The sequence below is a fragment of the Mycobacterium florentinum genome (genome assembly GCF_010730355.1).
GTDB classification, from domain to species: domain Bacteria; phylum Actinomycetota; class Actinomycetes; order Mycobacteriales; family Mycobacteriaceae; genus Mycobacterium; species Mycobacterium florentinum.
The window spans coordinates 1460729-1481663 of sequence record NZ_AP022576.1 but is presented as its reverse complement, the minus strand read 5'-3'; the positions used below and the strand labels follow the sequence as shown (position 1 = coordinate 1481663).

The window sequence follows — 20935 nt, the reverse complement described above, 5'->3', positions numbered from 1 at the left end:
GGTCAAGGGTAGTCTGTGGCCCCGTGTCGACCAGTCTGGCCATTGTCCGCCTCGACCCCGAGCTCCCGCTGCCCAGCCGTGCCCACGACGGCGACGCGGGGGTTGATCTGTTCAGCGCCGAAGACGTCACGCTGGACCCGGGGCAACGTGCCCTGGTCCGGACCGGTGTCGCGGTCGCCATCCCGTTCGGGATGGTCGGCTTGGTCCATCCTCGCTCGGGATTGGCTGCGCGGGTTGGACTTTCGATCGTCAACAGCCCGGGTACCATTGATGCCGGCTATCGGGGTGAGGTCAAGATTTCGCTGATCAACCTGGACCCGTCCGAGCCGATCGTGGTGCACCGCGGCGACCGCATCGCCCAGCTGCTGGTGCAGCGGGTCGAGTTGGTCGAGTTGGTCGAGGTTGCGTCGTTCGACGAGGCCGGGCTGGCCGAAACATCCCGTGGCGATGGTGGTCACGGTTCCTCCGGCGGACATGCGAGTTTGTGATGGCATTCGGTAAGCGTTCAGGCAACGACGAGACTTCGGCCGGCGACGAGCCGCTCGCCGCGGACACGGAAGCCGCCGCCGACCCCGTCGACGACGAGTTCGACGACGAGGTCGAGGGCCCGTTCGACATCGACGACTTCGACGACCCGTCGGTCGCGGAGCTGGCCCGGCTCGATCTGGGCTCGGTGCTCATCCCGATGCCGGAGGCCGGTCAGCTCCAGGTCGAGCTGACCGAGACCGGCGTCCCGAGCGCGGTCTGGGTCGTCACGCCCAACGGCCGGTTCACGATCGCCGCCTACGCCGCCCCCAAGACCGGCGGGCTGTGGCGTGAGGTGGCCAGCGAGCTCGCCGACTCGCTGCGCAAGGACTCGGCCGAAGTCAGCATCAAGGACGGCCCGTGGGGCCGCGAAGTGGTCGGCACCGCCTCGGGCGTGGTGCGCTTCATCGGGGTCGACGGCTACCGCTGGATGATCCGCTGCGTGATCAACGGCCCGCACGAAACCATCGAGGCACTCGAGCACGAGGCGCGTGCGGCGTTGGCGGACACCGTGGTTCGCCGCGGCGACACCCCGCTGCCGGTGCGCACGCCGCTGGCCGTGAACCTTCCCGAGCCGATGGCCGAACAGCTGCGTCAGGCCGCCGCGCAGCAGGCCGAGGCGCAGCGGCAACAGGACGCGGGGCAGCAGCCGCCCAACGAGCCGGCCGCCCGCCGCAGCGTGGATGGTTCGGCCATGCAGCAGCTGCGCACCACCACCGGCGGCTAGCCCCGCCGCCGTCGGCTACGCGTCGGCCAGCGCCGCCAAACACGCCGCCCCGAGCGCGCCGGCATCCGCACCGATCTGATCGAGCGTCACCGTCCGCAGCGCCGCGCGTGGCGCGGCGGCGACCCAGTCGAGGCCCGCCTGCAGCGGGTGGATCGGATCGTCCACCGCGGCGGCCACGCCGAGGGGGGCCGCCAGGGTGTTGAGTTCGTCACAGCTGGGCGCGACGTAGGCGGCCGCTTCGTCCATCGCGTCGGGCAGCTGCGGCCATTGGGCAAGCCAGGATCGGGTCAGTTCCTCGGCCAGCCAGGCCGGGCTGGAGGCGCGCATCTGTGCGGTCGTTGCGGCCAGCCCATCGGCGCGCAGCGCCGACGCCGAATACCGCGCCGCGAGCGCGGCCGGTGCCGTGCCCGGCGGCCCCGCCCAGGCGGGCAGCGCGGCCAGCACGGCGACCGTCTGGCGTGGGTGCGCGAGTGCCCAGGCGGCCGCTACCGCAGCACCGATCGATATTCCGCCGACCGCGATCGGGCCTTCGCGCGCGGCGTCGTCCAAGGCGCACAGGTAGCCATCGACCAAACGATCGGGCCGCGGCGCCGGAGCAATCAGCCGCGCGCCGGCATTGCGCAAGGGCCCGGAAAACGCCCGATTGACATAAACATCGTCCGATCCGGTTCCGGGCAACAACACGGTCGTGACACCGCGCAGATCGACACCCACGCCCCGATACTGCCCGGCGCGACACGCGTTCCAAAATCACAGTTTGATTCGGTTGGCGCCGGGGAACCAACAGGTCTACGGTGTCCGTTGGCATAGGTGAAAGCACCGCAGCTTTTTCGGAATTGTCAGGAGTGGCCATGGGGGCTCAGGGTTATTTGCGCCGCCTTACCCGTCGGCTGACGGAGGACCCGGAGCAACTCGATTCCGAGGAGTTGTCCGACGAGGTCGCCAGCACCGGCGCGCAGCGCGCAATCGATTGCGAACGTGGCCAAGAGGTCACGATGGTGGGCACGCTTCGCAGCGTGGAATGTAACGGCAAGGGTTGCGTGGGCGGCGTGAAGGCCGAACTGTTCGACGGCAGCGACACCGTCACCCTGGTGTGGTTGGGCCAGCGCCGGATTCCCGGTATCGACTCGGGACGCACTTTGCGGGTACGCGGCCGGATGGGCAAGCTGGAGAACGGAACCAAGGCCATCTACAACCCGCACTACGAAATTCAGCGTTGACCCTGCCCAATAACACGTCTAATCGCATCAACCCGGAACGCCTGCTGAGCCAGCTAGGCGGGGTGAGCGGACTCATCTACTCGTCGCTGCCGGTCGTTGTCTTCGTGGCGGCTTCCAGTCTGCTGGGGCTGCTGCCCGCGATCGGGGCCGCGCTCGGTGTGGCCGCGCTGGTTTTGGTGTGGCGGCTGGTTCGCCGCGAATCGACGCAGCCCGCGTTCTCGGGGTTCGTCGGAGTGGCCGTCTGCGCACTGATCGCCTACATCGTCGGCGCGTCCAAGGGTTACTTCCTGCTCGGCATTTGGGTGTCGCTGCTGTGGGCTGTGGTCTTCGCGGTATCCGTCGTGATCCGGCGGCCGCTGGTCGGCTACACCTGGAGCTGGGCCACCGGGCGTGACCGCGGCTGGCGCGACGTGTCCCGGGCGGTCTACGCGTTCGACATCGCCACGTTGTGCTGGGTGCTGGTCTTCGCGGCACGGTTCGTGGTGCAGCGGCTGCTCTACGAGGCCGACCAGACCGGCTGGCTGGCCGCGGCGCGCATCGGGATGGGCTGGCCGTTGACCGCGCTGGCCGCGCTGGTGACCTACGCCGCGATCAAGGCCGCGCAGCGCGCCATTGCCGGGGCCGGCGATGAGTTCGGGCCGGCGATCGACGCCGACACCGTCGGCGACTAGCTGGTCGGCGGCGCGACCGCCGGCAGCAGCAGCTTGCGCAGATCCTCTTCGACCTCGGTGGTCGCGACGAAGAGCAACTCGTCGCCGCCTTCCAATGGCTCGTCGCCCTCCGGCACGATCACGCGCGGCCCGCGCAGGATGGTCACCAGCGAGGCATCGCGGGGCAGCTCGAGCCGACGTACCGGCTTTCCGCCCCAGGGCGTGTCGTCGGGCAGGGTGATCTCGACCAGGTTGGCCTGCCCGTGGCGGAATTCCATCAGGCGCACCAAATCGCCCACGGCGACGGCTTCTTCGATCAGCGACGCCAGCATCCGCGGCGTGGACACCGCCACGTCGACACCCCAGGCGTCGGTGAACAGCCATTCGTTGCGCGGGTCGTTGACCCGGGCCACCACCCGGGGCACCGCGAACTCGGTCTTGGCGAGCAGGGACAGCACCACGTTGGCTTTGTCGTCACCGGTCGCGGCGACCACCACGTCGAAACCCTCGAGGTGCACCGATTCCAGCAGGCTCAGTTCGCAGGCATCGCCGAGACGCCAGTGCGCGGCCGGGATCGCGTCGACGTCGACGTGGTCGGGGTTGCGTTCGATCAGGGTGATGTCGTGGTTGTTCTCGATCAGCTCGCGAGCGACCGACCGGCCGACCGCACCGGCTCCGGCGACAGCTACCTTCATGAGCGGCGCTCCTTAGTCGCGGTCGGGCGGTCCGGGCTCAATGCCCCGCCCCCGAATCGATGTCCTCACTCGGCGGCAGCGCGGCGATGGCCACCGCCTCGGCTGCGCGACCGGAGATCGCGGCGATGTAGACCTGATCGCCGGCCTGGATGACGGTTTTCGGCTCGGGCAGGATGCCGGTGCCGAACCGGATCAGGAAGGCCACCCGCGCGCCGGTGGCCTGCTCGAGGTCGGTGGCGCGCCGGCCCGCCCAGTCGTCGTGCAGGACGACCTCGGAGACGGCGACCGTCCCGGTGGGGTCTCGCCACTTGGCGGTCTCGCTCTCCCGGGTCAGCGCGTTGAGCAGCCGATCGGTGGTCCACGGCACGGTGGCAATCGTTGGGATGCCGAGGCGTTCGTAGACCTCGGCGCGCTTGGCGTCGTAAATGCGGGCCACCACCCGGTTGACGCCGAACGTCTCGCGGGCCAACCGGGCCGAGATGATGTTGGAGTTGTCGCCGGATGACACCGCGGCGAATGCGTCGGCGTCCTCGATGCGGGCCCGCAGCAGCACATCCCGGTCGAAGCCCTGGCCCAGCACCCGTTCGCCGGCGAACTCGGGGCTCAGCCGGTTGAACGCCGAGCTGTCGCGGTCGATCACCGCGACATCGTGGCCAATTCGGGACAGTCCGTCGGCCAACGAGGAGCCCACTCGGCCACAGCCCATCACAACCACCCGCACGTCAGGTCCTCTCGGCCGGGTATGTGTCTTTCCATCGGCAAACTTCGTTGGCCAGCCGATTTCCGTCGGGAACATTCTCGCCCACGGAACGCTACCGGCATGGCCTGTTGCGCTTACTCTTGGCTCTCGTGTCCAAACTTTCAACCGCAGCGCGCCGGTTGCTCATCGGGCGACCGCAACGCAGCGACCGGCTGAGTCACACCCTGCTGCCCAAACGCATCGCCTTGCCGGTGTTCGCCTCCGACGCGCTGTCCTCGGTGGCGTATGCGCCCGAGGAAGTCTTTTTGATGCTCTCGGTGGCCGGAGCGGCCGCCTACGCGCTGACGCCGTGGATCGGGCTCGCGGTGGCCGCGGTGATGTTGGTCGTGGTGGCCAGCTACCGGCAGAACGTGCATGCCTATCCGTCCGGCGGCGGTGACTACGAGGTGGTCACCACCAACCTGGGCGAGACCGCCGGCCTCGTCGTGGCGAGCGCGCTGATGGTGGATTACGTTCTCACCGTTGCTGTTTCGACATCTTCGGCGATGGCGAACATCGGCTCCGCGGTGCCGGTCGTGGCCCAGAACAAGGTGTGGTTCTGTGTGGTCGCCATCGTGTTGGTGACGGCGTTGAATCTGCGCGGGATCCGCGAGTCCGGCGTGGCCTTCGCCATCCCCACCTATGCGTTCATCGTCGGGGTGGTGGTGATGATCGGCTGGGGGCTGATCCGCATTTTCGTGCTGGGCAATCCACTGCGGGCCGAGTCGGCCGGCTTCCAGATGCATGCCGAGCACGGGCAGATCGTCGGCTTCGCGTTCGCGTTCCTGCTTGCCCGCTCGTTCTCGTCGGGCTGCGCGGCACTGACCGGTGTCGAGGCGATCAGCAACGGCGTGCCGGCGTTCCAGAAACCCAAGTCGCGCAACGCCGCAACGACGCTGCTGATGTTGGGCGTCATCGCGGTGACGCTGTTGATGGGCATCATCGTGTTGGCCCAGCAGATCCACGTGCAGCTGGTCGACGATCCGGCCACGCAGCTCGGCGGCGCGCCGGCGAACTACTACCAGAAGACACTCGTCACGCAGCTGGCGGAGACGGTGTTCGGCGGCTTCCGTATCGGTTTTCTGCTCATCGCCACGGTGACCGCGCTGATCTTGGTGCTGGCGGCGAACACCGCGTTCAACGGGTTCCCGGTGCTCGGCTCGGTGCTGGCGCAGCACAGTTACCTGCCGCGCCAGCTGCACACCCGCGGTGATCGCCTGGCGTTCTCCAACGGGATCCTGTTCCTGGCCGCGGCGGCGCTCGCGTTCGTCATCGCGTTCCGCGGCGAGGTGACCGCGCTGATCCAGCTCTACATCGTCGGGGTGTTCATATCGTTCACGCTGAGCCAAATCGGCATGGTCCGGCACTGGACTCGCCTGTTACGCACCGAGACCGACCCGAAGGTGCGGGGCAAGATGAAGCGCTCACGGGTGATCAACACGATCGGTCTGCTGTCCACCGGCGCGGTTCTGCTGGTGGTGCTGGTCACCAAGTTCTTTGCCGGGGCGTGGATCGCCATCGTCGCGATGGGCGCGTTGTTCGTCATCATGAAGATGATCCGCAGGCACTACGCCACCGTCTCCCGGGAATTGGAGGAGCAGGCCGCCGCCCAGCACGACGTCGTGCTGCCCAGCCGCAACCACGCCTTGGTGCTGGTGTCGAAGCTGCATCTACCGACGCTGCGCGCGTTGGCCTATGCACGCGCGACCCGCCCCGATGTGCTCGAGGCCGTGACGGTCAGCGTGGACGACGTGGAAACCCGTGCGCTGGTGCATGATTGGGAGGAAAGCGAGATCAGCGTGCCGCTGAAGGTCATCGCCTCTCCCTATCGAGACATCACCCGCCCGGTGCTCGAATACGTCAAGCGAATCAGCAAGGACTCACCGCGCACCGTGGTGACCGTGTTCATCCCGGAGTATGTCGTCGGCCATTGGTGGGAGCAGGTGCTGCACAACCAGAGCGCACTTCGGCTCAAGGGCCGGCTGCTGTTCATGCCCAACGTGATGGTGACTTCCGTTCCCTGGCAACTGAGTTCGTCCGAGCGACTCAAGACCCTGCAGCCGCATGCGGCCCCCGGTGACACCCGCCGTGGAATCTTCGACTAGAGCGCCACGACGAGGAAACGAAGTGAGTGCCGAGGCGCCGTCGTCACCCGGGGAGCTGACGCTGGTCGTCGGCGCTCCCGCCAACGGCGGCAGCTGCGTGGCGCATCACGAGGGCCGGGTGGTGTTCGTGCGCTACGCCTTACCCGGCGAACGGGTGCGGGTGCGGGTCACCGCGGACCGCGGATCCTATTGGCACGCAGAGGTTATCGAGGTCATCGAGGCGTCGGCGGATCGAATCGAGGCGCTGTGCCCGATCGCGGGGGTCGACGGCGCCGGGTGTTGCGATCTGTCATTCGCTGCGCCGGAGGCGGTTCGGACGCTCAAGGCGCAAGTAGTGGCCAATCAGCTGGAGCGCCTCGGCGGACATCACTGGAGCGGTGAGGTGGAACCGCTTTCGGATTCCGGCCCCAGCGGCTGGCGCACCCGGGTACGCCTCCAAGTGGGCGCGGACGCCCGCCCCGGGTTTCACCGCTATCACAGCGACGAGTTGGTGACCGACCTGCGGTGCGCCCAATTGCCGCCGGGCATGCTGGACGGACTGGCCCAGGTGTGTTCGGCGGCCGACCTGTCGCCGGCCGCACAGCTGCACGTCGCCGTCGACGACGACGGACGCCGGCACGTGGTGTGCACCGTGCGCCGGGGCGGTCGAACGACGACCACTATGGTGCAGGGCAACTACGAGGCGACCCAGCGCGTCGGGCGGCGCAGCTGGGAGGTGCCGGTGACCGCGTTCTGGCAGGCGCACCGGGATGCGGCGCGGGTATACAGCGCCCTGGTTGCCGATTGGGCACAGCCCGGTGCCGGCATGAGGGTGTGGGATCTCTACGGCGGTGTCGGCGTTTTCGCCGCCGTCCTCGGCGATGCGGTGGGGGAGTCCGGGCGCGTTCTCACCGTCGACACCTCCCGCGTGTCGACGCGGGCCGCGCGGGCCGCCCTGGTCGACCTGCCGCAGGTGGAGATCGTCACCGAATCGGTGCGCCGGGCGGTGGCGACGCAAAAAACCGGTGCCGACGTGGCGGTGCTGGATCCGCCGCGGTCGGGTGCTGGGCGCGACGTGATCGGCCTACTGGCCGCGGCCGGCGTACCGCGGATCGTGCACATCGGGTGCGAGGCAGCGTCTTTCGCTCGCGATATCGGCCTGTACCTCGGTCATGGCTATGTCGTCCAGAAGATCAAGGTCTTCGACGCCTTTCCCTTGACTCATCACACCGAATGCGTGGCGCTGCTGACCCGCGCGGTGCCGTCATCGTGAACGAGACAATCCGCTACGCGCTGATCGTCTTGTTCTGCAGTGCGGTCGGGCTGGTTGCGGTGTTGGCGAACCGGCTGACCGAGCGGGTCAAGATCCCGGTCGCCCTGCTCGTGTTGGTCGGCGCCGCCGTGGCGGTGCACACCGTGCCGGCGGTGCAGTCACCGTCCGAGCCGACTGTCGAGCGGGTGATCACCATCGCGCTGGTGTTGGTGTTGTTCGACGGCGGAATGCACATCGGGCCTTCGCGTTTCCGCGCCGCGGTCGTCCCCATCCTGTCGGTCGGCGTCCTGGGCACCGCCCTCACCGCGGCCGGCGCGGCGCTGATGCTGCACTACGTATGCGGAATCAGTTGGTTCCCTGCGGTACTCGTGGCCACCGCGGTGGCTCCCACCGATCCGGCAGTGGTCTTCTCGGTCCTGGGCAAGCGCCAGATTGCCGGCCGCAGTAGCACCATCCTGGAGGGCGAGTCCGGCGCCAACGACCCGGTCGGCATCTCTTTGATGGCCAGCCTGATCGCCGCGGGTGGCCTCAGCGCGGCCGGCTTCGCCAGCGTCGGAACACAATTCGTGCTGCAGATGGTGATCGGCCTGGCCGTCGGCGTGCTCGGCGGTCGCGCCCTGCTCGTGTTCATGCGCCGGGTGGCATTGCCCAGCGAAGGCCTGTACTCGCTGCGGACGCTGGCGTCCAGCCTGCTGCTGTACGGCATCGCCACGCTGGCGCACGGCTCGGGATTTCTGGCGGTGTTCGTGGCCGGCATCGTGATCGGCGACGCGCGCGCGCCCTACAAACCGGACATCAAGCGATTCCACGCCGCCCTGGCGGGTCTGGCCGAAATCGTCGCGTTTGCCGTTCTGGGGTTGACCGTCGACCTCAACGTGCTCGTCCATCCCGACGTGTGGATTCCCGGCCTGGTCCTCGGCGTGGCGCTGACGGTGGTGATTCGGCCGTTGGCGGTGGGCTCCTGCCTGGTTCCGGTCCGGCTGCAGCGAAACGAACGTGTCTTCATCCTCGTCGCCGGGCTCAAGGGGGCGGTGCCGATCCTGTTGGGCGAGTTCCTGCGGGCCGCCCACATCGCCGACGCCGAACGCCTCTACGGCATCGTCGTGGTCGTCGTGGTGTTCTCGGTTCTGGTGCAAGGCAGCTCGGTGCCCGGTATCGCGAACCTGTTACACCTGCCGATGCGTACCGTCGAGCCCCAGCCGTGGGAGATCGGCGTGCGGCTCCAGGACGAACCCGAGGGGGTCCACCGGCTGCATGTTGCCCCGGGTTCGGCCGCCGAGGGGTGCACCATCGAGGGCCTAGGTGACCGTGCGGGAGATATCTGGGTGAGCATCGTCGTCCGCGCCACCGGCCTGGTGCCGGTGCGGGGCGACACCGAACTGCAGGCCGGCGACGAGGTCGTCGTCCTGGCCGATCCCGAACTTCATGACGCCCTCGCCGACTTGTTCGGCGCCTCGTAGGAGGCTAGATCCGGCCGTCGCTGCGTACACTGACGGGATGCTGGAACAGATCCGCGGCCCTGCAGATCTGCAACACCTTTCCCAACAGCAGCTCCGCGATCTGGCCTCCGAGATTCGCGAGTTCCTGATCCACAAGGTGGCTGCTACCGGGGGCCACCTGGGACCGAACCTGGGCGTGGTCGAGCTGACGCTGGCGCTGCACCGGGTCTTCGACTCGCCGCACGATCCGATCATCTTCGACACCGGCCACCAGGCCTACGTCCACAAGATGCTGACCGGCCGCTGCCAGGACTTCGAGACGCTGCGCAAAAAGGGCGGCCTGTCGGGGTATCCGTCGCGCGCCGAGAGCGAACACGACTGGGTGGAGTCCAGCCACGCCAGCGCGGCGCTGTCCTACGCCGACGGCCTGGCCAAGGCGTTCGAGCTGACCGGGCACCGCAACCGGCACGTGGTCGCCGTCGTCGGCGACGGCGCGCTGACCGGCGGCATGTGCTGGGAGGCGCTGAACAACATCGCGTCCTCCCGTCGCCCGGTGATCGTCGTCGTCAACGACAACGGCCGCAGCTACGCCCCCACGATCGGCGGCGTCGCCGACCACCTCGCCATGCTGCGGCTGCAGCCGGGCTACGAGCAGGTGCTGGAAAAGGGCCGCGACGTGGTGCGTGCGGTGCCGCTGATCGGTGAGATCTGCTACCACTTCATGCACAGCGTCAAGGCGGGCATCAAGGACTCGCTGGCCCCGCAGCTGCTGTTCACCGACCTCGGGCTGAAGTATGTCGGCCCGGTCGACGGTCACGACGAACGCGCCGTGGAGGCCGCGCTGCGCCGCGCCCGCGGTTTCGGCGGCCCGGTGATCGTGCACGTCGCCACCCGCAAGGGGATGGGCTACGCCCCGGCCGAGGCCGACGAGGCCGAACAGATGCACTCCACCGCGCCGATCGACCCGGCCACCGGCCAGGCCACCAAGATCCCGGGGCCGGGCTGGACGGCGACGTTCTCCGAGGCGCTGATCGGCTACGCCCGCAAGCGCCGCGACATCGTGGCGATCACGGCGGCGATGCCCGGTCCGACCGGGCTGACGGCGTTCGGGCAACGATTCCCGGATCGGCTGTTCGACGTCGGCATCGCCGAACAGCATGCGATGACGTCGGCGGCCGGGCTGGCGATGGGTGGGATGCACCCGGTGGTGGCCATCTACTCGACGTTCCTCAACCGGGCGTTCGACCAGATCATGATGGACGTGGCGCTGCACAAGCTGCCCGTCACCCTAGTCCTCGACCGCGCCGGCGTCACCGGTTCCGACGGCGCCAGCCACAACGGCATGTGGGACCTGTCGATGCTGAATATCGTGCCCGGCATGCGGGTGGCCGCCCCGCGCGACGCCACCCGGCTGCGCGAAGAACTCGGCGAGGCGCTCGAGGTGGACGACGGCCCGACGGCACTGCGGTTCCCCAAAGGCGATGTGGGCGAAGACATTCCGGCCGTGGAGCAACGAGCGGGAGTCGACGTGCTCGCGGTGCCCTCCGACGGGCTGAACCACGATGTCCTGCTCGTGGCGGTCGGTGTGTTCGCCTCGATGGCGCTGGCGGTGGCCAAGCGGCTGCACAACCAGGGCATCGGTGTGACCGTGATCGACCCGCGGTGGGTGCTGCCGGTCTCCGAGGGTGTTCTCGAATTGGCGGTGCAGCACAAGCTGCTCGTCACATGTGAGGACAACGGTGTCAACGGCGGGGTGGGGTCGGCGGTTTCGGCCGCGCTGCGCCGCGCGGAGATCGACATCCCGTGCCGCGACGTCGGCCTGGACCAGGAGTTCTACGAGCACGCCTCACGGGGTGAGGTGCTCGCCGACCTCGGGCTGACCGACCAGGACGTGGCCCGCCGGATCACCGGTTGGGTTGCCGCACTGGGCAGTTACGAATCCGAATCGGAGATCCGCGAGCACCTCGACTAGCTGTCGGTGCCGTCGGCCTCGGCCTCGGCCTCGGGCGGTGGCTGCAGTGCGGTCGCCAAGACGGGATCGACGAGTTCGCGTTGCCAGGCCCGCGCGTGGCCGGCGCACAAGAACTCTTCGACAGCCTCGACCGGGTTTGGGGCGCCCGCCCAGTCCCAGCACAGTCGCCGCACCAGGTCGGGCGACACCAGGTTCTCGCTCGGAATGTTCACCCGCTCCGACAGTTCCGACAGCCCGGCCCGGGCCGCCTCCAGCCGGGCGGCCGCCTCCGGCTTGCGCCTGCTCCACCGCGCCGGCGGCGGCGGCCCGTTCGGCGGCTCGGCGTCCTCCGGCGGGTCCTGGCTCTTGCGGGCCGCTTCCAGCGCGCTCAACCACGTCGCCGCGCTGCGCCGCTGGTTGCGCCCACCGAACACCGGCAGCGCGATCAGGTCTTCGACCGTCTTCGGATTGGCGATCGCGGCCTCGATGATGGCCGAATCCGGCAGGATGCGCCGGGGCGCGATGTCGCGGCGCGCGGCGATGTTGTCGCGGGTGGTCCACAGTTCGCGCACCGCGGCCAGACCGCGGCGGTCGCGCACCTTATGGATGCCCGACGTGCGCCGCCAGCGGTCGCGCCGCGGCGTGGCTTCCCTGCTGCCCACGCTGCGCAGGTAATCGAATTCCTGTGCGGCCCAATCGGTTTTGCCTTGCTCGGCCAGCTCCGCGGCGATCGCCGCGCGCAGTTCGACCAGCAGTTCCACGTCCAGGGCCGCGTAGTTCAGCCAGTCCGCGGGCAGCGGCCGCTTGGACCAGTCGGCTGCGCCATGGCCCTTGACCAGACCGTGCCCCAGCAGGCGTTCGGTCATCGCCGCCAGGTTCACCCGCTCGAATCCGGCCAGCCGCCCGGCGAGCTCGGTGTCGTACAGCGCGGGCGGGCGCATGCCGACCTCGGCCAGGCAGGGCAGATCCTGGTCGGCCGCGTGCAGGATCCATTCGTCGGTGCCGAGCACCTCGGCGACGGGCCGCAGCGCCGTCAGCGGATCGGCGCCGTGGCTCACCGGGTCGATGAGCACGGTGCCGGCGCCGGCCCGCCGGATCTGGATCAGGTAGGCCCGGTTGGAGTAGCGGAAACCCGACGCCCGCTCGGCGTCGACCGCGAACGGCCCGTGCCCGCTGGCGAGGAATTGCGCGGCATCCGCGATCTGGCCGACCGTCACCGACAGGTCGGGGATGCCGTCGGCCGGGTGCAGGAGCGGCGTGGGTTCGGGCTCGGTGCCGCCGGGCGCGCTGTTGTCGGGCGCGGTGCCGTCGGGCCCAGGGTCCGCCGGTTCGCCCATGTCAGGCGCGTGACCGCGAGCTCAGGTCGGTGACCCCAGCCGGCGGTAAGCCCGCGGCGTGCTCCAGCACCTCGCAGAACGCCTCGACATGCGCGCCGACCGCGGGTGTGGTCGCCGTCCACGAGGCCCGCAACTCGAGCTGGTGGGCACGCGGCGGCCCGGAGATGTCGCCGTAGCGCACCGAGGTGGTGGCGGTGACGGTGCCGCCCAGCGCCGTGACCTGGTCCGTCCGGGCCTCCAGCGCGTCGATCAGCCAGCTCCACGCGACTTCCGGCAGCAGGGGATCGACGGCCTCACTGGAGTCCAGGTCGGCCTGGATGTAGGCGACCAGGCGGGTGGTGCCGTCCCAGGCGTCGGCGCCGTCCGGGTCGTAGAGCAGGATCAGCCGGCCGAACGCGTCGCCCTCCGACCGCTCGGGGACGATCTCGAGGTCGGGGTGCTTCACCTCGGCCCCCAGCGCGTAGCTGAAGGGCGCCAGGCGTTGCGGCGGCCGGATCGGGCCCAGCTCGATCTCCGGCCGGGCGTTGACGGCGTTCATCGCTGCCACCGCCTCGCGGAATGGGGCCGGTTCGACTGAGGTCACTGGCGCCACTCCTTCTGGTCGCTCCCGCTCCGCATCGTCGTATGCGCGGGTCACAGCGTTCGACGCTAGACCTATCGCCCGACCCGCCGCGACAGGCGCGCCGAGTCCCAAACTCGTCGCGATCAAGCTGTTACCAGGTCGTGTCAAGACGTTTTCATTCACCGTTTAGCCTGCTCAGGCGGTTTTCAGCCGTTGAATCGGGCGGGTCGCTTCTCGCGATGCGCCGCCAGGCCTTCCTGCACGTCGGGCCCGCTGAAACTCAAGAATTCCAGGCCGAGGGACGTCTCGAAGGCGGGGCCGAACATGCGATACCAGTAGTTGAGGCTGTGTTTGGTCCACCGGATCGCGTTTTGGGCTCCCTGCGCCAGGTCGTCGGCGATCCGCGTCGCCCTCGCGAGTACGTCGTCGTCGTCGACACAGACCGATACCAGGCCGATGCGCTCGGCCTCCTCGCCCAGCAGGGTGTCGCAGGTGAGCAGGTAGTACTTGGCCTTGGCCATCCCGACCAGCAGCGGCCAGCAGATCGCGGCGTGGTCGCCGGCCGCCACTCCGAGCTTGGTGTGCCCGTCGATGATCCTGGCGGTCCGCCCGGCCACCGAGATGTCGGAGAGCAGCGCCACCACCAGGCCGGCGCCGACCGCGGGCCCCCGGATCGCCGAGACCATCGGCTTGTCGAAGTTGACGATGTTGAGCACCAGGTCGCGGGCCTCGCGCATGATGCGGACCCGGCCTTCGTAGTCGTTGATGGTCTCGTCGATCAGCTCGAAACTGCCGCCGGACGAAAACGCTTTGCCTTCACCACGGATCAGGACGGCCCGGACATCGGGGTCGCGATTGATGGCCGGCCAGACGTCGGCGAGATCCCGGTGCATCTGCGGCCCGACCGAGTTCAGCCCGGGGGAGTCGAGAACCACCGTGAGCACGCCGTTATCGCCGTGTTCGAAGCGCAGGCTGGGGAATTCGTCGTAATTGACGGAGATCGGTGCGACTGACACCGGGTTGATGTTACGCAGCGCGGCCGGCCGCTCCAGGGGCGCCGCCGGGCCCGGAAATCGACACAATGGCAGCATTGAGTTCGATGAGTACCCGTCGCGAACTTCCCGAGTCGCCTTACCTGGCCGCCGTCACCGGCCGCAAGCCCGGCCGGGTGCCGGTGTGGTTCATGCGGCAGGCCGGGCGCTCGCTGCCCGAATACCGGGCGCTGCGCGAACGCACCAGCATGCTGGCGGCGTGCTTCGAGCCCGAGATGGTCTGCGAAATCACCCTGCAACCGATCCGGCGCCACGACGTCGACGCAGCGATCCTGTTCTCCGACATCGTGGTTCCGCTGCGCGCCGCGGGCATCGACTTGGACATCGTCCCCGACGTCGGACCGGTGATCGCACACCCGATCCGCACCGACGCCGATATCGAAGCGATGAAACCCCTTGAGCCGCAAGCAATTCAGCCGATCGCCCGAGCGGTTTCGCTGCTGGTCGACGCGCTGGGCAAGGTGCCGCTGATCGGTTTCGCCGGCGCACCCTTCACGTTGGCGTCCTATCTGGTTGAAGGCGGGCCCAGCCGCAACCACGCCCGCACCAAGGCGATGATGCTGGCCGAACCGGCCAGCTGGCACGCGCTGATGTCGAAGCTGACCGATCTCACCGTGGAATTCCTGCGCGGCCAGATCAACGCCGGGGTGGATGCCATCCAGCTGTTCGACTCGTGGGCGGGCACGCTGTCGCTGGCCGACTACCGCCAGTACGTGCTGCCCCACAGCGCCCGGGTGTTCGCGACGCTGGCCGAATGCGGCGTGCCGATGACACATTTCGGGGTCGGGACGGCCGAATTGCTGGGCGCCATGGGCGAAGCGGGCCCGACGGTCGTCGGGGTGGATTGGCGGACCTCGCTCACCGATGCCGCGGCCCGAGTGCGGCCCGGCGCGGCGCTGCAGGGCAATCTCGATCCGGTGGTGTTGTTGGCGGGCTGGCCGGTGGTGGAACGCGCGGCGCGCGCCGTCGTCGACGACGGCCGTCGTGCGGTCGACGCCGGAGCCGCGGGCCACGTCTTCAACCTGGGTCACGGGGTGCTGCCCGAGACCGACCCCGGCGTGCTGACCGACCTGGTGTCGCTGGTCCACTCGCTATGACCCCGCGGTCGTATTGTGTTGTGGGCGGCGGTATTTCCGGCCTGACCGCGGCCTACCGGCTGCGTGCGGCGGTCGGCGACGACGCGGACATCACGCTGTTCGAGCCGGGCGATCGGCTCGGCGGGATCCTGCGCACCGAGCAGCTCGGCGGGCGGCCGATGGACCTGGGCGCCGAGGCGTTCGTGTTGCGCCGTCCCGAGATGCCGGCGCTGCTGGCCGAGCTGGGCCTCTCGGGGCGTCAGCTGGGCACCTCGGGTGCCCGGCCGCTGATCTACAGCCAGGCCGGGCTGCACCCGCTGCCGGCGGCCACGGTGGTCGGGATTCCGTCGTCGGCGGCGTCGGTGGCCGGACTGGTCGACGACGCCACCGTCGCGCGCATCGACGCCGAGCCGGGCCGCCCGCTGGACTGGCAACCCGGAAGCGACCCTGCCGCAGCGGAATTGGTGGCCGATCGGTTCGGCGAGCAGACCGTCGCGCGATCCGTCGACCCACTGCTCAGCGGGGTGTACGCGGGCTCGGCGGCCACAATCGGGCTGCGCGCGGCGGCTCCCAGCGTGGCGGCGGCGCTGGATCGCGGCGCCACCAGCCTGACCGACGCGGTCCGCCGGGGCTTGCCGCCGGCGACCGGCGCACCGGTGTTCGGCGCGCTGGACGGCGGCTACCAGGTGCTGATCGACGAGCTCGTCGAGCGCGGCCGGGCGCGCCGGGTTCGGGCCGCGGTGGACGGGCTCGACCGGGCCGGGCGGGGCTGGTCGCTGCGCGACGACACCGGTGCGCAGTGGAACGCCGACGCGGTGATCCTGGCCATCCCCGCCCCGCGGCTGGCGCGCCTGGTCTCTCGTGTCGCCCCGCAGACGTCCGCCGCCGCGCGCCGGATCGCGAGCGCGTCGTCGGTGGTGGTCGCGCTCGCGGTGCCCGGCGACACCGCGTTCCCGGAGTGCTCCGGTGTGCTGGCGGCCAGCGGTGAGCGATTGCGGGGCAAGGCGATCACGCTGTCGTCGCGCAAATGGGGCATCGGCGGCGACCTGCAGTTCCTGCGGCTGTCCTTCGGGCGATTTGGCGACGACCTGGCCGCCACCGCCTCCGACGAGGAGCTGCTGGCGTGGGCGGTCGACGACCTGGCCACCGTGTTCGGGCTGGCCGTCGACCCGGTCGAGGCTCGCGTGCAGCGCTGGATCGAGGCGATGCCGCAGTACGGGCCGGGCCACGCCGACGTGGTCGCGCAGCTGCGCGCCGGCCTGCCGCCGACCATCGCCGTGGCGGGCAGTTACCTGGACGGGATCGGCGTGCCGGCCTGTATCGGCGCGGCCGGCAAGGCCGTCGATCGTGTGATCAGGGCCACCGAGGCCTATGACGCGGAAGTGGCACGATAGGTCTCATGGCCAAGATCGACTATGACGCCCTGAACTCGACGATTCGCTATCTGATGTTCTCGGTGTACTCGGTGGAACCCGGCGAACTCGGCGAGCAGCGTGACGCCGTAATCGAGGACGCCACCCGGTTTTTCAAGCAGCAGGAAGAGCGCGGTGTCGTGGTGCGCGGCCTCTACGACGTCGCGGGCCTGCGGGCCGACGCCGATTTCATGATCTGGACGCACGCCGAGCGCGTCGAGGCGTTGCAAGCCACCTACGCCGATTTCCGCCGCACCACCACCCTGGGCCAGGTCAGCGCGCCGGTGTGGAGCAGCGTGGCGCTGCACCGGCCGGCGGAGTTCAACAAGAGCCACATCCCGGCGTTCCTGGCCGGCGAGGAGCCCGGCGCCTACATCTGCGTGTATCCGTTCGTGCGGTCCTACGAGTGGTACCTGCTGCCCGACGAGGAACGCCGCCGCATGCTGGCCGAGCACGGCATGGCCGCGCGCGAGTACAAGGACGTCCGGGCCAACACCGTCCCGGCGTTCGCCCTCGGCGACTATGAATGGATCCTGGCCTTCGAGGCGCCCGAGCTGCACCGCATCGTCGACCTGATGCGCGAACTTCGCGCCACCGATGCCCGACGCCACACCCGCGAGGAGACACCGTTCTTCACCGGACCGCGGGTGGCGATCGAGCAGCTGGTGAATTCGCTGCCATGACAACCGATTTCGACCCGAACGATCCCACCCGTTTCGAACAGATGTACCGCGACGAGCGAACGTCGCACGGCCTGCCCACCGCCACGCCGTGGGACATCGGTGGCCCGCAGCCGGTGGTCCGGCAGCTGGTCGCCCTCGGCGCGATCAAGGGCGACGTGCTCGACCCGGGCACCGGTCCCGGGCATCATGCGATCTATTACGCCTCGAAGGGTTACTCGGCGACCGGCATCGACGGATCGGCGGCCGCCCTGGAGCGGGCTGCCGAGAACGCCCAAAAGGCCGGCGTATCAGTGAATTTCGAGCTGGCAGACGCCACCAAGCTGGAAGGGCTGGAGAACCGGTTCGACACCGTCGTCGACTGCGCCTTCTATCACACCTTCGGCAGCGAGCCCGGGCTTGCGCAGACGTACGCCCAGGCGCTGCGGCGGGCCACCAAGCCGGGTGCGCGGCTGTACATGTTCGAGTTCGGCGCGCACGACGTCAACGGCTTCACGATGATGCGGTCGTTGTCCGAGAAGGACTTTCGCGACGTACTGCCGGCCGGCGGCTGGGAGATCGCCTATCTTGGTACGACCACCTACCAGGTCAACATCAGCGCCGAGAGCATCGAGATGATGGCCGCGCGTAACCCGGACATGGCCGATCAGGCGGAAGACATGCTGAAACGGTTCCGCGCGATGGAACCCTGGCTGGTCAATGGCCGGGTGCACGCCCCGTTCTGGGAAGTGCACGCCACCCGAGCGGACTAGGCCCGCGGCCTGGCCCCCTCCTGCCGCGACACTTAAACCATTGCGACGATGTGCGGCGTGTCGTCGCAATGGTTTAAGTGTCGCGAAGCCCTCGCCGAATGAGCGCCTTTCGCACCCGTCGTACGACGTCGGCGGGCTTGTCCTCGGCGATCACCCGGACGACGATCCAGCCCAGTTCCTCGAGCCTGCGTAGCCGGTCTTGGTCGCGGACATACTGATGACGGTTCGCGCGATGCTGGTCCCCGTCATACTCGGCTGCCACCTTGTAGTTCTCCCAGCCCATGTCGAGGTACGCCACCGGCCGCCAGTTCTCCCGCACCGGAATCTGCGTGGTGGGAATCGGTAGGCCCGCTTTGATGAGCAGTAAGCGCAGCCATGTCTCCTTGGGTGACGCGGCGCCAGCATCGACCAACGGCAGCGTGGTGCGCAGCTGCCGTAGACCACGCGCACCGGCGTATCGCTTGGTCAGCAGTAGCACGTCCTCGGGCGAGAACGGTGTCGCCCGCATCAACGCATCGAGGCGCGGCACTGCCTTGCCGGTGGGCAGTTGCCTGGCAAGGTCGAACGCGGTTCTTGCGGGAGTTGTGACAGGCAGGCCGGCGACACGGGTGACCTCGTCCGGCTGCACCCGATGGTTGCGCGTGATCACGCCAACCGGGGGATGCGGGTTGCGCCAAAGCAATTCGATCGGTTCGTCGTCGTCGATCCAATTTGCTCCGTGCAGTGCCGCCGCGGCGAGCCCGGCCAGGACGCCGCGCCGGCCGGACCACAACCACGCCGCGAGGGAACGCGTGCGCAGCGATGGCGGCGCGTAATTCCCCAGATAGATATCCGGGTGGATCGCGCGGAAGTCCGTTCGCAGCCGATGCGAGCTCAGCTGTCCTCGTCGGACCGCCTCGCTGCCCACAAACACGTCGTCCATAACCGAACAGACGTCACGACGCTTCCCTAAGATCCGTCGAGACTTAAAGCACTGCGGCCGTTCCCGGCGTGTCTTCGCAACCGTTTAAGTGTCGCGGAAAAGGGTTCAGCCTTCGGTCGGGACCAGGCGCAGCGAGATCGAGTTGATGCAGTACCGCTGATCCGTCGGCGTCGGATAACCCTCACCGGTGAAGACGTGACCGAGGTGGCTGTGGCAGTTCGCGCAGATGACCTCGGTGCGCGTCGTGCCCATCGAATGGTCGGGGCGCAGGATCACCGCGTCGGAGTTGGCCGGGTCGAAGAACGACGGCCAACCGCAGTGCGAGTCGAATTTCTCGGTGCTGCGGAACAACTCCTTCCCGCAGGCCCGGCATTCGTAGACACCCTCGGTCTTGGTGTCGGTGTATTCACCGACGTACGGGCGCTCGGTGCCGGCCCGACGCAGTACCGCAAACTCCTCAGGAGTGAGTTTCTTGCGCCATTCGTCGTCCGTGAGCTGCAATTTGGGCTGCGACACGTCGGAAGTCATGCGTCCACGCTAGCCTTTTCGCGCCCCGCGGTCAGCCACGTGGGATCGATGCCGTCGTCCAGCCGGTTTTCGGCCTTGGCGTCGGAGTAGCGGAAGTAGAGCACCGTGAACACCACGATCAACAGCAATGACCAGCCGTAGGTGATCTTCAGGTATTCCAGCGCCCGGCCCCAGCGCATCCAGTTGAACAGCAGCCACCGGTCCAGCGTCAGGAAGCCGTAGATCCCCAGCCAGGCCGGCCAGTTGCGGATCGTGGAATTGGGCAGCACGACCGTCATCAGGAACGGGAACAGCATCATCGAGTAGTAACCCTGCGACAGCGACAGCGCCAGCCACGACCACAGCAGCAGCACGCCTGACGAGGTGGTGAACCAGAACAGCGGATCGCGGGTGCGGTAGTAGCGGTACAGCAGCCACAGCGCCCCGATCGCCAGCAGCGTGAACAGCAGCCGCAGGAACACGATCAACCAGGTGGGCAGGCCGAAGTACACGCCGTTGCCCTCGATGGAGCTGTTGAAGTAGTCGCGGGTGCCCAGGAAGTACGGCACCGTTTTCGTGACGAAGTCCTTCGGGTCGGCGACCAACGGCCACGCCGCCACATTGATGACGATCGGGATCACGAACGCCGGCACCAGCGCCCGCCACTGGCGATTCAGCACCGGCAGCAACAGCAGCGGCAGCAGCACCGGTTTCAGCGTGAGCGTCAACCCGATCGCGACGCCGGCCCACCACTGATGGCCGCGTTTACCGTCCAGCAGCCACCACAGGAACAGCATCTCGGCGAGCAACACGCAGCCGTTGATGTTGGTGAACACCAGCGTGTTCGTCACCGTCTCGGTGCAGAACATGCCCAGCAGCAGGGCCGGGGCCGCCACCGAGGCCAGGGTGAATTTGAACAGCCGCAGCAACAGGTACCAGGCGATCAGGATCGCGATCGTGTTGATCAGGATGAACAGGTAGCGCGACGGCGCGAACGGCAGATAGCCGAAGGGCGCCATCAGCAGCGTGCCGCCGGGCGGATACAGGTAGTGCGGGTCGACGTAGTCGAAGTGCTCGTTGTAGATGTCCCAGCCGCGCCGGAAGTTCAACACCGCCCGGTAGACCGGCTTGAAGTCGTCGGTGATGTTGCCGTTGGTGGTGATCACGATGCTGCGGTGCAGCACCGAAAGGATCGCCGCCGGCCACAGCGCGGACCGCAATATCGTCGCCGTGCTGGGCGGCCCGGAGCGGGGACGGAAGGCGGCCAGCACCCAATCGCGCAGGCCGGTCCGAGTCGAATCAGCTGCCGTCACCAGCGCACCGTACACCGCG

21 protein-coding genes are annotated in these 20935 nt (G+C 68.6%); 12 read left to right on the top strand and 9 right to left on the bottom strand.

Translation table 11 applies throughout. The features are described 5' to 3' along the window. Positions 1 to 23 precede the first annotated feature (23 nt). The gene (dut, locus tag G6N55_RS06940) at positions 24 to 488 is read left to right on the top strand and encodes a dUTP diphosphatase (RefSeq protein WP_085226731.1); all 465 of its coding nucleotides are present in this window, start codon (positions 24 to 26) and stop codon (positions 486 to 488) included. Next, positions 488 to 1252, top strand: a complete 765-nt coding sequence (locus G6N55_RS06935; RefSeq protein WP_163667209.1) for a DUF3710 domain-containing protein — start codon at positions 488 to 490, stop codon at positions 1250 to 1252. Before dut ends, G6N55_RS06935 begins: the two co-directional genes overlap by 1 nt. Before the next feature lie 15 nt (positions 1253 to 1267). Here the strand turns inward: G6N55_RS06935 and G6N55_RS06930 are convergent, their stop codons facing one another. After that, positions 1268 to 1966 carry a hypothetical protein gene (locus G6N55_RS06930; RefSeq protein ID WP_085226735.1) on the bottom strand — a complete coding sequence of 233 codons (699 nt, stop codon included), beginning with the start codon at positions 1964 to 1966 and terminating at the stop codon, positions 1268 to 1270. Between the two features lie 137 nt (positions 1967 to 2103). Between G6N55_RS06930 and G6N55_RS06925 the strand changes: the two genes are divergently transcribed. Further along, on the top strand, positions 2104 to 2472 hold the full coding sequence (locus G6N55_RS06925; RefSeq protein ID WP_085226737.1) for an OB-fold nucleic acid binding domain-containing protein: 369 nt from the start codon (positions 2104 to 2106) through the stop codon (positions 2470 to 2472). A 26-nt stretch (positions 2473 to 2498) separates the two neighbouring features. Then, on the top strand, positions 2499 to 3143 hold the full coding sequence (locus G6N55_RS06920) for a DUF3159 domain-containing protein (protein WP_372517575.1): 645 nt from the start codon (positions 2499 to 2501) through the stop codon (positions 3141 to 3143). On the opposite strand, the gene G6N55_RS06915 is transcribed toward G6N55_RS06920, so the two are convergent. Next, complete coding sequence (locus tag G6N55_RS06915) at positions 3140 to 3817, bottom strand: potassium channel family protein (RefSeq protein ID WP_085226739.1); 678 nt, start codon at positions 3815 to 3817, stop codon at positions 3140 to 3142. The two genes, G6N55_RS06920 and G6N55_RS06915, sit on opposite strands and share 4 nt — an antisense overlap. Before the next feature lie 37 nt (positions 3818 to 3854). Then, a complete protein-coding gene (locus tag G6N55_RS06910) occupies positions 3855 to 4538 on the bottom strand; it encodes a potassium channel family protein (RefSeq protein WP_139827079.1) in 684 nt (227 codons plus the stop codon). A gap of 128 nt (positions 4539 to 4666) precedes the next feature. On the opposite strand from G6N55_RS06910, the gene G6N55_RS06905 reads away from it, so the two are divergent. From G6N55_RS06905 to dxs, 4 genes are read left to right on the top strand one after another with little or no spacing between them, the layout of a single operon-like run. After that, positions 4667 to 6661, top strand: a complete 1995-nt coding sequence (locus tag G6N55_RS06905; RefSeq protein ID WP_085226741.1) for an APC family permease — start codon at positions 4667 to 4669, stop codon at positions 6659 to 6661. 22 nt (positions 6662 to 6683) lie between these two features. Continuing rightward, the gene (locus G6N55_RS06900) at positions 6684 to 7913 is read left to right on the top strand and encodes a class I SAM-dependent RNA methyltransferase (RefSeq protein WP_232078938.1); all 1230 of its coding nucleotides are present in this window, start codon (positions 6684 to 6686) and stop codon (positions 7911 to 7913) included. After that, a complete protein-coding gene (locus tag G6N55_RS06895; protein ID WP_232078937.1) occupies positions 7910 to 9373 on the top strand; it encodes a cation:proton antiporter domain-containing protein in 1464 nt (487 codons plus the stop codon). The genes G6N55_RS06900 and G6N55_RS06895 overlap by 4 nt, the downstream gene beginning before the upstream one ends. A gap of 37 nt (positions 9374 to 9410) precedes the next feature. Next, entirely contained in the window at positions 9411 to 11324 is a 1914-nt protein-coding gene (gene dxs, locus G6N55_RS06890) for a 1-deoxy-D-xylulose-5-phosphate synthase (protein ID WP_163667207.1), read from the top strand. Here the strand turns inward: dxs and G6N55_RS06885 are convergent. From G6N55_RS06885 to G6N55_RS06875, 3 genes are all read right to left on the bottom strand, one after another. Then, positions 11321 to 12640 carry an HRDC domain-containing protein gene (locus tag G6N55_RS06885; RefSeq protein ID WP_085226746.1) on the bottom strand — a complete coding sequence of 440 codons (1320 nt, stop codon included), beginning with the start codon at positions 12638 to 12640 and terminating at the stop codon, positions 11321 to 11323. The two genes, dxs and G6N55_RS06885, sit on opposite strands and share 4 nt — an antisense overlap. Before the next feature lies 1 nt (position 12641). Next, complete coding sequence (locus G6N55_RS06880; RefSeq protein ID WP_085226748.1) at positions 12642 to 13277, bottom strand: DUF3000 domain-containing protein; 636 nt, start codon at positions 13275 to 13277, stop codon at positions 12642 to 12644. A gap of 131 nt (positions 13278 to 13408) precedes the next feature. Further along, a complete protein-coding gene (locus tag G6N55_RS06875; protein ID WP_139827100.1) occupies positions 13409 to 14203 on the bottom strand; it encodes an enoyl-CoA hydratase/isomerase family protein in 795 nt (264 codons plus the stop codon). Positions 14204 to 14301: 98 nt separating this feature from the next. Between G6N55_RS06875 and hemE the strand changes: the two genes are divergently transcribed. Genes hemE through G6N55_RS06855 form a run of 4 tightly spaced genes read left to right on the top strand, consistent with a single transcriptional unit; the run spans position 14302 to position 18174 of the window. Continuing rightward, positions 14302 to 15351, top strand: a complete 1050-nt coding sequence (hemE, locus tag G6N55_RS06870) for a uroporphyrinogen decarboxylase (protein ID WP_085226752.1) — start codon at positions 14302 to 14304, stop codon at positions 15349 to 15351. Then, positions 15348 to 16724, top strand: a complete 1377-nt coding sequence (locus G6N55_RS06865) for a protoporphyrinogen oxidase (protein WP_085226754.1) — start codon at positions 15348 to 15350, stop codon at positions 16722 to 16724. The genes hemE and G6N55_RS06865 overlap by 4 nt, the downstream gene beginning before the upstream one ends. A gap of 5 nt (positions 16725 to 16729) precedes the next feature. Further along, complete coding sequence (gene hemQ, locus G6N55_RS06860) at positions 16730 to 17425, top strand: hydrogen peroxide-dependent heme synthase (protein WP_085226756.1); 696 nt, start codon at positions 16730 to 16732, stop codon at positions 17423 to 17425. Beyond that, positions 17422 to 18174 (top strand): class I SAM-dependent methyltransferase, encoded by a 753-nt coding sequence (locus G6N55_RS06855; protein ID WP_085226758.1) that lies wholly within the window; start codon positions 17422 to 17424, stop codon positions 18172 to 18174. The genes hemQ and G6N55_RS06855 overlap by 4 nt, the downstream gene beginning before the upstream one ends. 73 nt (positions 18175 to 18247) lie before the next feature. On the opposite strand, the gene G6N55_RS06850 is transcribed toward G6N55_RS06855, so the two are convergent. The 3 genes from G6N55_RS06850 to aftC form a co-directional block, all read right to left on the bottom strand. Beyond that, entirely contained in the window at positions 18248 to 19096 is an 849-nt protein-coding gene (locus G6N55_RS06850) for a hypothetical protein (RefSeq protein WP_085226760.1), read from the bottom strand. 105 nt (positions 19097 to 19201) lie between these two features. Further along, the gene (msrB, locus tag G6N55_RS06845) at positions 19202 to 19612 is read right to left on the bottom strand and encodes a peptide-methionine (R)-S-oxide reductase MsrB (protein WP_163667706.1); all 411 of its coding nucleotides are present in this window, start codon (positions 19610 to 19612) and stop codon (positions 19202 to 19204) included. A gap of 8 nt (positions 19613 to 19620) precedes the next feature. Next, positions 19621 to 20931 (bottom strand): arabinofuranan 3-O-arabinosyltransferase, encoded by a 1311-nt coding sequence (gene aftC / locus G6N55_RS06840; RefSeq protein ID WP_085226764.1) that lies wholly within the window; start codon positions 20929 to 20931, stop codon positions 19621 to 19623. Positions 20932 to 20935 lie beyond the last annotated feature (4 nt).